Source organism: Stenotrophomonas sp. Steno-Z4 (assembly GCF_056393145.1).
Map to the genome: position 1 here is coordinate 302,830 of NZ_JBWJPC010000004.1, position 14,001 is coordinate 316,830.

Here is a 14,001-nt window from a genome sequence, read left to right on the forward strand (position 1 = left end):
GCAACGCGGTCAGTGCGTACTGCTGCCCCGGCTGGCCAGCAACGCGATGGCGCGGTCCGGCAGGTGCCAGTGCCCGTGCTCGTCGGCCTGCACCGGCGCGTCGTCGACGGAGGTGATCAACAGCCGCCAGGGCGTGTTGTCCAGCGGCGGCGGCACGAAGGCCTGCGGCTCCGCAGCGGCATTGACCAGCAGCAACAGCTGGATGCCCTCCACACCGTTGCCGTTGCCGTCGCCATCGGCGGGCATCGCCGGCAGCTGCAGCATCAAGGCCCGCTGCTGCGGTGCGTGCCAGTCGCCTTCCTGCATCGGCTGGCCGTCCGGCCGGATCCAGTGCGCGGCGTCGGTGCCGTGGCCGTCGCGGGCGTCGAGGAAGCGGCTGCGACGCAGCTGCGGGTAGCGTCGCCGCAGCGCCAGCAGCCGGCGAACGAACAGCGACTGCTGCTGGCCTTCTTCGCTCGCCGCGCGCTCCCAGTCGATCCAGTTGATCGGGTTGTCCTGGCAGTACGCGTTGTTGTTGCCGTTCTGGGTGCGGCCGAACTCGTCCCCGGCCAGCAGCATCGGCGTGCCCTGCGCGAGCAGCAGGCTTGCCAGCAGGTTGCGCATCTGCCGGCGACGCAGCGCCAGGATGCCGGGGTCGTCGGTCGACCCCTCCGCGCCGTGGTTCCAGGAAATGTTGTGGTCGGTCCCGTCGCGGCCTTCCTCGCCGTTTTCCAGGTTGTGCTTGTCGTTGTAGCTCACCAGGTCGTGCAGGGTGAAGCCGTCGTGCGCGGTCACGAAATTGACCGACGCCGACGGCCGGCGCCCGTTGTGGTCGAACAGGTCCGCCGAGCCCATCAGGCGCGTGGCGAACTCGGAGAGCTGGCCTTCGTCGCCCTTCCAGAACGCGCGCAGGTTGTCGCGGAAACGGTCGTTCCACTCGGCCCAACCCGGTGCGAAATTGCCGAGCTGGTACCCGCCGGGCCCGATGTCCCAGGGTTCGGCGATCAGCTTCACCTGGCTCAGCACCGGGTCCTGGCGCACCGCATCGAGGAAGCTGCCGGACGGATCGAAGCCGGCGCGTTCGCGCCCGAGGATGGTGGCCAGGTCGAAGCGGAAGCCGTCCACGTGCATGTCCTGCACCCAGTAGCGCAGCGAGTCCATCACCATGCGCAGTGCGCCCGCGTTGGTCAGGTCGAACGTGTTGCCGGTGCCGGTGTCGTTGATGTAATAACGGCGATCATCGGCGAGGCGGTAGTAGCTGGCGTTGTCGATGCCCTTGAACGACAGCGTCGGACCCAGTTCGTTGCCCTCGGCGGTGTGGTTGTAGACCACGTCCAGGATCAACTCCAGTCCGGCGTCGTGCAGGCTGGCCACCATCTGCTTGAACTCGGCGATGGTGCTGGTGGAGAGGAAGGACGGATCTGGCGCGAAGAAGCCCAGCGTGTTGTAGCCCCAGTAGTTCTTCAGTCCGCGCTCGACCAGGTACTGGTCGTCCACGTGCGCATGCACCGGCAGCAGTTCCAGTGCGGTCACGCCCAGCTGGCGCAGGTGATCGGACAGCGCGTCGGAACGCAGCGCCGAGAAGGTGCCGCGCATGGCCTCGGGCACGGCCGGGTGCTGCATCGACAACCCGCGCAGGTGCGCCTCATAGATGACCGTCCGGTCCCACGGCGTGGCCGGGCTGCGGTCGGCGCCCCAGGTGAACGCCGGGTCGACCACCACGCAGCGCGGCACGTAGGCCGCGCTGTCGCGCCGGTCGAAGCTCAGGTCCTTGTCCTTGTGGCCCAGGGTGTAGCCGAACAGGTGCGGCGCCCATTTGATCTGCCCGACCAGCTGCTTGGCGTACGGGTCCATCACCAGCTTGTTCGGGTTGAAACGATGGCCGGCCTCCGGCGCGTACGGGCCGTGCACGCGGTAACCGTAGCGTTGGCCGGGCCGCGCGTCCGGCAGGTAACCGTGCCAGATCTCATCGGTGTATTCGGGCAGGCGGATCCGCTCCACCTCGCGCCCGCGTTCATTGAACAGGCACAGCTCCACCTGCGTGGCGTGCCGGCTGTACAGCGAGAAGTTGACGCCCAACCCATCCCAGGTGGCGCCCAGCGGGTACGGTCGCCCTGCCCTGACCCGGGTATGCCCTGCGCCATTGCCGGTACTCATCGCGGCACCTCCTGGTCGTGCAGGAGCGCTTCGATCTCGGCGGCGACCAGCCGCTCGGCCATCTGCCAATGACGTGCCGACTGTCCTTCCGGGCGGCCTTCCGCCTCCCAGATCTGCCGGGCCAGTTCCCGGGTGCGTTCGGCTTTCTGTTGCTCGTCCATCGTCGTATCTCAGCAGGTTGAATGAATCGCGACCGGGCTGCCGTCGAACAGCTGCCGCAGGCGCAGGGGAGTCCCATCACTGACCAGCGCCGCGCCGGTCAGGAGGTTGCGGTAATGCCCGGGCGGGACCGTCAAGGTTGCCCCGCCCCAATGCGACGCGGACAGCGCGGCGCCCTGCCGGGCAGGCTGCGCCGCGGTGTGGCGCGCCACCGCCACCAGCAGCCGCTGGCCGGCGTGTTCGCGCTGGAAGGCCAGCATCGCCACCTCGCGGTCCGCATGCAGGGGTTGGTAGGTGCCTTCGGCAAACAGCGCCGGCTGTTCGCGTCGCAGCGCCAGCACGTGCCGCAGCAGGCGCGCCTTGACCGCGCCGTCCTGCCACTGCGCCAGCAGCTGCGGCCAGCGGCGTGCATCGTCGAGCCAGGCGCGACGGCGCGCGTAGTCCACCTCGCGGCGATTGTCCGGATCCACCAGCGACAGGTCCCAGCCCTCGGTGCCTTGGTACAGGTCGGGCACGCCCGGCAGGGTCAGCCGCAGCGCCAGCTGGGCCAGCCCATTGCGGGCGCCGGCGGCACCGACATGCTCGGCCGCCTGCTGGAGGGTGCCGCGCAGCGAGGCCGTGGCCGGGTGCAGCAGCAGCTGTTCGATGAAGGCCTGCGTGCGGGACTCGAAGGCGGTATCAGGGTCTGTCCAGGAGGAAAACAGATCGGCCTCACGCAACGCCTTCAGCTGCCACTGCACGACCCTTTCCGCGAAGCTGCGCGGATCGTGCAGGCCCTGCATCGGCCACGCGCCGAGCAGGGTCTGCCACAGCATGTGGCGCACCGCCGGCGGCGGCAGGGCCATCCCGACGCGTGCAGCGCGACGATCCAATGTCCGCACCAGCCTGCCCCACCACTGCGGCTGCTCGGACAGCACCGCCAACCGCGCACGGCTGTCTTCACCGCGCTTGTGGTCATGGGTGGCCGTGGCCAGCATGGCCTGCGGGTGGCGATGGGCGCGCATCAGCGTGCGTGTATGCAGGGCACGCGTGGACAGGGCGAAATGGTCGGGACGGCTGCCCACCTCGTTGCGCGAGAGCAGCACGCCGTAGCGGTAGAACGCGCGGTCCTCCACCGCCTTGGCGTTGAGCGGCGCGCTGAGCTGCTGGAAGCGCCGCCGCAGCGTGGCGCGTGCGCGCGCATTACCGCCGTCGTCGCGGAAGCAGGCGGCAATCCAGCCCGCCGCCAGCGCCGTATCCGCCGGTTCCTCGCGCGCCACGCTGTCCAGCACCGCGTCCCAGCGACGCTGGTCGTGTTCGTCGAAACAGGTTGGCGTGGCATACGTCCGATAAACCGGGAACCGCACCAGCAGCGCGGTCAACGCACGCGACAGCAGCGCACGCCCGAACCGGGCGCTGGCCGGCAATGCGGCGCGCTCCATGCGCAGCAGGTGTCGCAGCAGTGTGTCGAACTCGCTGCGCAGGCCACGCGCCAGCATTTCATCGCGCGCCCGCCGTTCTTCCTCGCTGAACGACGTGGTGCGCCCCGTGGCCTGCTGCCACTGCCGGGCCAGCGGTGCCTCGCCCGACGCGTCGTGCAGCCAGGCTGATACCTGGTCCATGAAATCGTAGCCGGTGGTCCCGTCGCAGGCCCACGACGTCGGCAGTTCCTCGTCCGGCGCCAGGATCTTTTCCACCCACAGCAGGGGCGCAACGCCGTGCGTGGCGCAGGCGCTGTCCATCGCGGTGCGCAGTCGCTGCAGGTAGGCCTGCGGGTCGGCGATGCCGTCCACGTGGTCCACGCGCAGGCCGTCCACCAGCCCCTCGGCCAGGAACGCCAGCGGCAGGCGGTGCACGGTGTCGAACACCGCGTCATGGTGTACCTGCAGGCCGACCAGGCTGGAAATGGTGAAGAAGCGCCGGTAGTTCAAGCGGTCGTCGCCCAGCCGCCACCAGATCGGGCGGTAGGCCTGGGCCTCGATCACGCCGCGCAGATCGGCAGGGGCGGCATCGGGCACCGTGCCGGGCGCCAGCGGCAACCGCGCCTCGTGGTGACGCAGCACCGCAACGCCAGCCTCCTGCTCCACGCGCAGCACGCCGTCCTCGATGGCCGCGTCCAGCGGTCGATCCAGGATCGGCAGCTGCAGCGCGCCGCCTGCCAGCGGCGCCTTCCAGTTGATATCGAACCAGTGGGCATACGCGCTGCCGCGGCCGTGTTGAAGCACGTCCCACCACCAGCGGTTGTCCGCGTGCGCGGCCATGTGGTTGGGCACGATGTCCAGCACCAGCCCCATGCCACTCGCCCGCGCCCGGTCGGCAAGCCCCCGCAGGGCACGTTCGCCTCCCAGCTCGGGGTTCACTTCGGTCGGGTCCACCACGTCGTACCCATGGGTCGACCCGGGCACGGCGCGCCAGATCGGCGACAGGTACAGGTGGCTGATCCCCAGCGCGGCGTAGTAATCCACCTGGCGCGCGGCATCGTCCAGGGTGAATCCTGCATGCAGCTGCAGGCGCGCGGTGGCGCGCACCCGGCTCATGGGCGCACCTGCGCGCGGGCGGTAGCGAAACGTTGCATGGCGTCCTCCAAGGTGTGCTCGACCCCTTCGGTGGGCAGGCGCTGGCGCCAGTTCGGGTGGACCCCTACCGTCCCCGGCAGGTTGACCTGCTCGGCCATGCCCAGCGCGTCTTCCACCGGCAGCAGCGCCAGCGCCGATGGACTGGCGCCGACGTATTCCAGTGCCGCGCGGCGGCCGGATATCTCATCCAGGGCACGCCCTTTCATGGCTTCATCGAGGCGCGCGATATCGGCGCTGCGCTCGGCGGCCTGTTGCCGCAGTTCCTCCTCGTCCAGCTCGCCGAGCCGGTGCCGCCAGCCAAGATCCAGCCCCCGCCGCCAGCCGACCAGGGTCGGCAGGTCGTGGGTGCCGGTCATCGCCACGGCATCCGCGCGCCATGCCCCGGGCGACAGGAAGCCGCCGTTTTCATCGCGTGCGAACGGCAGCACATCCATGCCGAGCACGCCGCGTGCGGCCAGTGCCTGGCGGATGCCCGGAGGCACCACGCCGAGATCCTCGCCGATCACGATGCAGCGGCTGCGCCACGACTCGATCGCGGCGATGTTGAGCAGGTCCTGCAGCGGATACCTCAGGTAGGCGCCCTGTCCTGCCCCGGCGCCATCGGGCACCACCCACAACCGCTGCCAGCCGAGGATGTGGTCGATCCGGATTCCGCCACGGTCGCGCATTACCGCACGCAGCAGCGCGATGAACGGTGCGAAGCCCTGTTCGGCCAGCCCGTGCGGCGAATAGCTGGTTACGCCCCAGACCTGGCCCGCGGCGCAGAATCTATCGGGCGGCGCGCCGAGCACCAACCCGCGTAGCAGTGCGCCGCCGGCGGCATCGGCTTCAGCGCCGGCGGGATCGAAGCCCACCGCGAGGTCGGCGATCAGGCCCAGCCCCATGCCGCTCGCGCGCGCCTGCGCCTGTGCACGCTGCCAGCCGCGGCTCACCATCCATTGTCCGAACAGGTACAGCGACGACGACAGTCCCAGGCGCGGATGCATGAACGCCACATGCCGCGCCAGCGCCGGGCCACCGTCGCTGACGAAACGCTGCAGGTCGCGGGTCGCATCTGCGTCATCTTTCACCGCACCGCGCACCGCACCCAGCCATGCCCATTTGGCCATCGCCGCCGCCGGCCAATCGATCAGGGGTGCGGCGCGCAGTGCGGCGAGCTGCTCGCGCAGCGCGGCGTCGCGCTCCAGCACCTGCAGCGCCGCATCACCGAACTGCTCCACCGGTGCGGCGTACACCGCCTCCAGGAAGCGCCGGTCGCCCGGGAAATAGGGACTGTAGTCTGCGTCCATGCCGCCGCCGGCGTGCACCGGCCCGAGTGCCAGCGCATCCGCGCCGGCCGCGCCCGCCTGCCGCGCCCACGCCGCGCAGGCAGCGGTATCGCCGGTGCCGCCATCGTGTGGGCCACGGGCCGCATACGGTTGCAGGACCAGGCCCCACGGATGCGCGCGGCTCACCGCATCGTGGACCCCGAAGCACCGCAGCGGCGCCACCGCAACACGCTGCGTGTGTGCGCCACAGGCCAGGGTCCAGTAGCCCGGACGTGCCGGCGCCGTCGCCTGCCCCGCCGCGTTGGTGTGGCCGTCCTCCCGGCTGCCGTCCTCGTCTTCCCACACGCAGGGCGCATCTGCGGCGCCGGCATCCACCCGCGTCCCGACCACGGCAGTGCGCAGCAGCGGGACCTGGCGGCGCGACCCCAACGCGGACAGCGCCTCGCGACGCTGCGCGGGCGTGGCGTTGGGAATCTCCAGGGCGTCGAGGATCGCGCCAAGTACCGCGTCATCCACGCGTTGCGGGCGCCCGGCGATATCCACCCAATCAACGGCGAGGCCGACCGCCTCCGCCAATGCGCCCAATCCCGGTTGCGTGCTCATGCTGCAGCCACCACCACGGCGTACAGGCTGTCGGGCGCCAGTCCGTCCTCACGGGCCGGTGGGCCGAGCCGGAATACTTCGCGCCCGGCCGGCAACGTCACCGGCACGGTGGCATCGCTGGCATTGAACGCGATCCACCACTGCGCTCCGGGCAGCTGCCAGCCAGCGCGCAGCACGCCCGGCGCCAGCACATCAGCACCCAGCGACTGCGCGCTGGCGGCTGGGCCGAGCCAGGCCGCACGCACCGCGAGCAGGTCCTGGAACCAGGCCAGCCAGGCCGCGGCGTCGGGATCGTCTTCCGTCGGCCACGGGGCACGGGACATGGCCAGCGTGGTCGGCGCATTCGGATCCGGAATCAGCGCACGTCGGTGCTCATCCTTGAAGCTGCTGAAGTGCGCGAATTCGGCGCGGCGGCCCTCGCGCACCTGCTCGTCCAGCGGCGTGCGGTGGTCGGTGAAATACAGGAACGGTGAGCGCGCGCCCCAGGGCTCGCCCATGAAGAACATCGGAATCATTGGCGTCAACGCGGTCAATGCCATCGCCAATGCGGTCCGGCGCGGCCCCACCAGCTGCAGCAGGCGCTCGCCCTGCGCACGGTTGCCGGTCTGGTCGTGGTTCTGGCAGAACACCACGAACTGCTGCGGCGGAATGCCCGCGCTGGGTTCGCCCCGCGCACGCCCACGTCGGGTGGTCTCGCCCTGCCAGGCAAAGCCTTCGGCCAGCACCCGGCGCAGGCGGCCGGAGGGATCGTCGGCATAGTCGCCGTAGTAGCCTTCATGCTCCCCGGTCAGCAGCACGTGCAACGCGTTATGGAAGTCGTCATTCCACTGCGCGGTGAACCCACTGGCCAGCAACGCCGACTGGTTGTTCTCGTTCTCCAGCACCAGCAGCACCTCGCGGCCGGGCAGCGCCGCGCGCACCCGGTCACGCAGCAGGTTCAGGAACGCCAGCGGGTGGATGGCGTGCACCGCGTCGAGGCGCACGCCGTCGAACCGGTAATCGCGCATCCACATCACCGCGTTGTCGATGAAGTAGCACTGCACCTCGGGGCGGCGGAAATCGACCGCGTTGCCCCACGGGGTGCACAGGTCGCTGCGGAAGAACGCCGGCGCCAGGGCCGGCAGCGGATTGCCGTCCGGCCCGAAATGGTTGTACACCACGTCCAGCAGCACCATCATCCCCAGGCCATGGGCGGCATCGACCAGTGCCTTCAGCTCGTCAGGCGTGCCGTAGGCGGGCGCAGGCGCATACTGCAGCACGCCGTCGTAGCCCCAGTTGCGCTCACCCGGAAAGGTGGCCACCGGCATCAGCTCGATCGCGGTGAATCCGAGGTCGGCCAGTTGCGGCAGCTGATCGCGCACCGCGTTGAACGACCCGCCGGCGGCGCCCACGTGCACCTCGTAGATCACCGCCTCGTGCCACGGCCGGCCGGACCGGTCCGGATGCTGCCAGTCGAAGTCGTCGGCCACCAGCGCGCTGGGTCCGAACAGGCCGTCAGGCTGCTGACGCGAGGCCGGGTCGGGCACCGTGTCGCCGCCATCGATGCGGTAGCGGTAGCGCATGCCGGGCGCACCCGGCGCCGTCAGCGCGAACCAGCCGCCATCGCTGCCCTGCATGGGCAGCACCTGGTCTTCCAGCAGCAGATCCACCGACGTGGCCGCCGGTGCCCACAGTGCGAAACGCCAACCGCCGTCCGTATCCTGCCAGGCTCCCCACCGCACCTGCGCTGCACTCATTCCCTGGCCTGCAGGTAAAGCACCGACAGCGGCGGCAGGGTCAACGGCAGCGACTGCGCGTGGCCGTGCATCGACTGCGCAATGGTCGCCACGCGACCTTCATTGCCCAGGTTGCTGCCGCCATAGAACGCGCTGTCGGTGTTGAGGATCTCCACCCAGTCACCGGCGGACGGCACCCCCAGCAGGTAGCCATGCCGCGCCACCGGGGTGAAGTTGCAGACCACCAGCGTCGCCCGGCCTTCGCCGCGCGGCGGATGGCGTACGAACGCAAGCACGCTGTTCTGGTGGTCATCGCTGACGCTCCACTCGAATCCGGCATCGTCATCGTTGGCCAGGCGCAGGCTCGGTTCCTGCTGCAGCAAGCGGTTGAGGTCGCCGACCAGCCGGGCGATGCCGGCATGTTCGTGCCGCGCCGCACTGTCCCAGTCCAGCGCAGCGTCGTGGTTCCATTCCGCCGGCTGGGCGAACTCGCCGCCCATGAACAGCAGTTTGCTGCCCGGGTGTGCCCACATGAACCCATAACAGGCCCGCAGGTTGGCGAACTGCTGCGCACGCTCGCCCGGCATCTTCGCCAGCAGCGAGCCTTTGCCGTGCACCACTTCGTCGTGCGACAGCGGCAGGATGAAGCGCTCGCTGAAAGCGTAGATGGCGCTGAACGTCATTTCGCCGTGGTGGTGGCCACGGTGGATCGGGTCGCGGCGCAGGTACGCGAGGGTGTCGTGCATCCAGCCCATGTTCCATTTGTGGGTGAATCCCAGGCCGTTCGCGTTGGCCGGTGCGGTAACGCCCGGCCACGCGGTGGATTCCTCGGCCATGACCAGCACTTCCGGGAAGCGCGTCCGGATCGCCTCATTGAACTGGCGCAGGAAGGCGACCGCCTCCAGGTTTTCGCGACCGCCGTTGACGTTCGGCAGCCATTCGCCTTCGGCACGGCTGTAGTCGCGGTACAGCATCGAGGCCACCGCATCCACGCGCAGCCCGTCGATGTGGAAGCGTTCGATCCACTCCAACGCGCTGCCGATCAGGAACGCGGCCACTTCGGTGCGCCCATAGTTGTAGATCAGCGTGTTCCAATCCGGATGCAGGCCCAGCCGCGGGTCTTCGTGCTCGTACAGCGCGGTGCCGTCGAAGCGCTGCATGCCGTGTGCGTCGCTGGGGAAGTGCGCTCCCACCCAGTCGACGATCACGCCCAACCCCGCGACGTGGCAGCGGTCGACGAATGCCGCGAAGTCTTCCGGGCCGCCGTGACGCGCGGTCGGCGCGAACAGGCCCAGCGGCTGGTAGCCCCAGGACCCGCCGAAGGGATGCTCGCTGACCGGCAGCAGCTCGATGTGGGTGAAACCGAGGGCCTTCACGTAGGGAATCAATGCATCGCCCAGCGCCGACCAGCCGAGCGGCTGGCCGTCCGCATCGCGGCGCCAGGAACCCGCGTGCACTTCATAGACTGAAATGGCCTGGCCCCCGGCCACGCCGCGTGCGGCCATCCACGCGCCATCCTGCCAGGCGTGCGTCGCCGGACCGGCAACGCGGGAGGCGGTGTCGGGCGGCAGTTCGCAGGCACGTGCCATCGGGTCGGCCTTGAACGCCACGGAGCTTCCGTCACCGGCAGTGACCGCGAACTTGTAGCGGGCACCGACCGCCACGCGCGGCACGAACCCTTCCCAGACCCCCGCCTCGGGATGCAGGCGCAGCGGGTGCCGCTCCGCGTCCCAGCCGTTGAAATCGCCTACCACGGCCACCCGGCTGGCATTGGGGGCCCACACGGCGAAGCGCACACCGCCGTTTCCGGTGGCCACTGCGCCCAGCAGCCGACGGGCGGCGTCCGGGTCCCCGCTGCGCAGTGCGTCGAGCTGCGCCGTGTTGAGCGCGCTGTCGTCCGTAGTGCCGGGTGATTCGGTCGGATCGGATGCGAAACTGGCGTCGCGCGCAACGAGGGCGTGCTCGCTCATGCCTGCAACTCCGGCACGCGCGCATCCAGCACGCGCTCATACAGCCTCAGGTACTCCGTACCGGCGAGGTCCCAGCTGCTCGGCCGCAGCATGGCCGCGCGGCGCATGGCCGACAGCAGCCCGGGGATGCGGTAGGTGCGGAACGCACGCTGCACGCAGCGGCGCAGCGAGTCGGCGTCGGCCGAGTTGAACAGCAGGCCGGTCACGCCGTCCTCCACCGTGTCGATCAAGCCGCCGGTGGCGTGCGCGATCGGCAGGCAGCCGAACCGCTGCGCATACATCTGGCTCAGCCCGCACGGCTCGAAGCGGGAGGGCATGAGCAGGAAATCGGCCCCGGCGAACATCTTGCGGGCGAGGCCTTCGTCGAACCCGGGGTACACGCCCACGCAGGAAGGGAACCGCCGCGACAGCGCGGCCACTTCTGCTTCGATGCGCGGTTCACCGCCGCCGATGATGGCCAACTGGCCACCGGCGGCGGCGATCTGGTGCGCCACCGCGCAGCTCAGGTCCAGGCCCTTCTGGTGGACCAGGCGCGAGACCACCGCGAACAGCGGCCCGTCGCTGTGCGGCAGCCCCAGCGCACGCTGCACGCGCCGCTTGTTGGCGACCCGGCCTTCCCAGCGGTGCAGGTCGAAGTGTTCGCTCAGGTGCAGGTCGGTGCGCGGGTCCCAGCTGCTGTCGATGCCGTTGACGATGCCGCTCAAGCGACCGCTCGCCGCGTGACCGGACAGCAGCGCGTCCAGCCCACAGCCCTGTTCGGGGCCGGTGATCTGGCGCGCGTAGCTCACGCTGACCGTGTTCACATGGTCAGCATGCACGATGCCCGCCTGCAGGAACGACAGCCGGCCATGGAAGGTGATGCTCTCGGCCTGCTCGGGCGAAACGCCCAGCACGGCGGCGTCTTCAAGCGGGAACAACCCCTGGTAGGCCAGGTTGTGGACGGTCAGCAGCGCGGGCACGTCCGAGCCGTACCAGCGCAGATAGGCGGCGGCCAGTGCGCACGGCCAATCATTCAGGTGCAGCAGTTCCGGCTGCCATTCCATGCCGGCATTGCCACAGGCGATCACCGCCGCGGCGCGCGACAGCGCGGCAAAGCGCACTGCGTTGTCACTCCAGTCCTGCCCGCTGCCATCCACGTATGGACTGCCACCTCGCTGGAACAGCCCGGGGCACACCAGCACCAGCACCGGCACGCCACCCGCAAACGTCTCCCCGATGTCGCAGGCGGGAATTCCGGCCCGTGCCGGCACGCGGCCCACCAACCGCAGGTCCGGGGCCCCCGCGATGACTTCGTCGTAGCCCGGAATCAGCACCCGCACATCCGATCGGGTGCGCAGCGCACGCGGCAGGGCCGCGGCAACGTCGCCCAGCCCGCCGGCCTTGACGTAGTCCGCCATCTCGGAGGTGACGAACAGGACGCGCCGAGCCGGATCGACACGACCGAGCGGCGGCGGGGTGGTCTCGACGGCGCGCAGCCGGGGCGTGCGACGAACGCGTGCGCCGCCTTCCTCGCCAGCGGGAACGGGCAAAGCCACGGGAACAGCGATCTGACGCAGATGCGACATGGGGGGAAATCTCGAAGGTGGTACTGCGGTGGGGGTGCCATCGGCATTGCGCCAAGGGCGGGGGTTTCTGCGGCGCCGAAAACGTCGCGCGCGAACCTTGGTTGGAATCTACCTGTGTGCGGAATAAACACCGCGTGAACTTGATGCGACAACATCGTGACCCCGCCACGCTTCGCAGGCGCAAGGTGCCTGCAATGCAGCGCTTGTCGCAGGCTGTCGATGCTTGTACGGCATGAGCAGATGCGTTCGCATCATGACCTTCGCGCCTGCAGCCGCCCGCCTGAATCCTTCATTCTCGGCCGCGTGCTGTCACGCCTCCGTTGCAATCATTGCGGAGCGAGCGCCTCGATCCAGGTCGGCGCGTGGTCACTCGCTTTCTCCAGACCACGAACCCAGCGGTCCACACCGGCATCCTTCAGTCCGTCGGCCAGCACCGGGTTCAGCAGCAGGTGGTCGATGCGAAGCCCACGGTCGCGTTCGTAGTGCTGGCGGAAATAATCCCAGAACGTGTAGATCGTCTGCTCGCCGTAGACGTGGCGGAGACTGTCGGTCCAGCCCTGTGCCAGCAGATCGGCGTACGCCTCTCGCGCCTCCGGCTGCAACAGGGCATCCCGCCGCCACGACTTGGGATCGTAGATATCCGCGTCAGTCGGCACCACGTTGAAATCGCCGATCAGCGCGACCGGATGCGGCAGGCCGACCAGTCCCAGCGCGTGCCTGTGCAGCCGCTGCATCCACTTCAGCTTGTAATCGAACTTCGGACCGGGCTGCGGATTGCCGTTGGGCAGGTACAGCCCTCCCACCAGTACGCCGTGCGCCGCCGCCTCCAGATAGCGGCTCTGGTCATCGGTGCGGTCGCCCGGGAGCCCGCGCCGGCTTTCGATCGGGTCCTGCCCACGCGCCAGCAGCGCCACGCCGTTCCAGGCACGTTGGCCGTGCCACAGGCAGCCGTAGCCTGCGTCACGGATCTCGGTTTCAGGAAACGCATCCTGGCTGGCCTTGAGCTCCTGCAGCGCCACGATGTCGGGTTTCTCTTTCTCCAGCCAGGCCAACAGGTGCGGAAGCCGCGTCTTGATTCCGTTGACGTTGAAGGTGGCAATCCGGAGGCGCCTGCGACGGGCCATGGCGTGCTCCAGCAGGAGGGAGTCCCAGTATTCCCGGCATTGCGCTGTGTGCGCGTCAAGAGTCCGCTCACGGGGCCATCGCACCCAGGCTTCTGGCTGCTTCACTCCGCGCAACCTGGGCGGGCGCATGCTTGGGTTTCCCTTCCCTGGTGCCGCTTCCGATGCCCATCCTGTCCTCTCGCCCGCTGCTGCTGGCCACCGTGCTGGCATCTACCGCCTGTACGCCTTCGCCCGACGCGGAGGGACCGCCACAACCTACCGGCGGCGATCCGGGTGCGGCGAAGGCGGCAGTCACCCACGAGGCGCGTGCAACGTCGTCACCGCCCGCCCATGCCTTCAGTGAAACGCCGCCCGGCATCGCGCTGGCTGCAGTTCCTGGCATGGAGCTGCGCAGGGATTTCACCCGCAGCTACTTGACGCTGGATGGCTGGAAGCTGTTCGATGCCTCGGGCAGCACCGGTTCGCCACTGGCTGCCTTGGTGCTGGACGGGTCCAACGAGGTGACGGCGGCCGAGCTTCGCGTCGGACGCAGCGACGACGCCGGTGCCGTCGCCGACTGCCTGACGCCTCCCGCAGAAGCTACGGGGCCAGCCGACACGGTCGACATTGGCGGCGTGAGCTTCACCCACTTCCCGGTGGGCGACGCAGCGATGAGTCACTACGTATCGGCCGACAGCTATCGCGCCGTGCAGCATGGGCGTTGCTATGCGATTGATCTGGTCGTGGCCGGTACGCGGCCGGAGGTGTACGACCCGCCGCGCGAGCCGCCTTTCAGCAATGAACTCGCCAAGCAGAAACTGCGTGACGCGTTGAGTTCGATTCACTGGGTTACATAGAGTTCCCCGATTCATTTCACACTATTTATGTGAGCAGTTACTCAGTTTGACTTCGCCTAAAACTCGGTTC

The 14,001-nt window shown here is 69.2% G+C and carries 8 protein-coding genes and 1 pseudogene; 1 reads left to right on the plus strand and 8 read right to left on the minus strand.

Features of this window, described 5'->3' with window-relative positions; translation table 11 throughout:
* Window positions 1–9: 9 nt before the first annotated feature.
* The 8 genes and pseudogenes from glgX to xth form a co-directional block, all read right to left on the minus strand.
* Complete coding sequence (glgX, locus tag AC06E7_RS12145) at window positions 10–2,136, minus strand: glycogen debranching protein GlgX (RefSeq protein WP_478064886.1); 2,127 nt, start codon at window positions 2,134–2,136, stop codon at window positions 10–12.
* Window positions 2,133–2,297, minus strand: coding sequence for a DUF2934 domain-containing protein (locus AC06E7_RS12150; protein WP_083214152.1), 165 nt, complete (start codon window positions 2,295–2,297; stop codon window positions 2,133–2,135). Before AC06E7_RS12150 ends, glgX begins: the two co-directional genes overlap by 4 nt.
* A gap of 9 nt (window positions 2,298–2,306) precedes the next feature.
* The gene (treY, locus tag AC06E7_RS12155; RefSeq protein WP_478064887.1) at window positions 2,307–4,811 is read right to left on the minus strand and encodes a malto-oligosyltrehalose synthase; all 2,505 of its coding nucleotides are present in this window, start codon (window positions 4,809–4,811) and stop codon (window positions 2,307–2,309) included.
* The gene (locus tag AC06E7_RS12160) at window positions 4,808–6,721 is read right to left on the minus strand and encodes a 4-alpha-glucanotransferase (protein ID WP_478064888.1); all 1,914 of its coding nucleotides are present in this window, start codon (window positions 6,719–6,721) and stop codon (window positions 4,808–4,810) included. The genes treY and AC06E7_RS12160 overlap by 4 nt, the downstream gene beginning before the upstream one ends.
* A complete protein-coding gene (gene treZ, locus AC06E7_RS12165) occupies window positions 6,718–8,457 on the minus strand; it encodes a malto-oligosyltrehalose trehalohydrolase (protein WP_478064889.1) in 1,740 nt (579 codons plus the stop codon). The genes AC06E7_RS12160 and treZ overlap by 4 nt, the downstream gene beginning before the upstream one ends.
* Window positions 8,454–10,361, minus strand: a pseudogene (glgB, locus tag AC06E7_RS12170) (1,4-alpha-glucan branching protein GlgB); the annotation flags it as partial. The pseudogene glgB and the gene treZ, both read right to left, overlap by 4 nt.
* A 41-nt stretch (window positions 10,362–10,402) precedes the next feature.
* Window positions 10,403–11,971: a glycogen synthase GlgA gene (glgA, locus tag AC06E7_RS12175; protein ID WP_478064890.1), complete on the minus strand. Its 1,569-nt coding sequence runs from the start codon at window positions 11,969–11,971 to the stop codon at window positions 10,403–10,405.
* Between the two features lie 326 nt (window positions 11,972–12,297).
* Window positions 12,298–13,200, minus strand: coding sequence for an exodeoxyribonuclease III (xth, locus tag AC06E7_RS12180; RefSeq protein ID WP_478064891.1), 903 nt, complete (start codon window positions 13,198–13,200; stop codon window positions 12,298–12,300).
* Between the two features lie 56 nt (window positions 13,201–13,256).
* On the opposite strand from xth, the gene AC06E7_RS12185 reads away from it, so the two are divergent.
* Entirely contained in the window at window positions 13,257–13,931 is a 675-nt protein-coding gene (locus AC06E7_RS12185) for a hypothetical protein (protein ID WP_478064892.1), read from the plus strand.
* The last annotated feature ends 70 nt before the right edge of the window (window positions 13,932–14,001 follow it).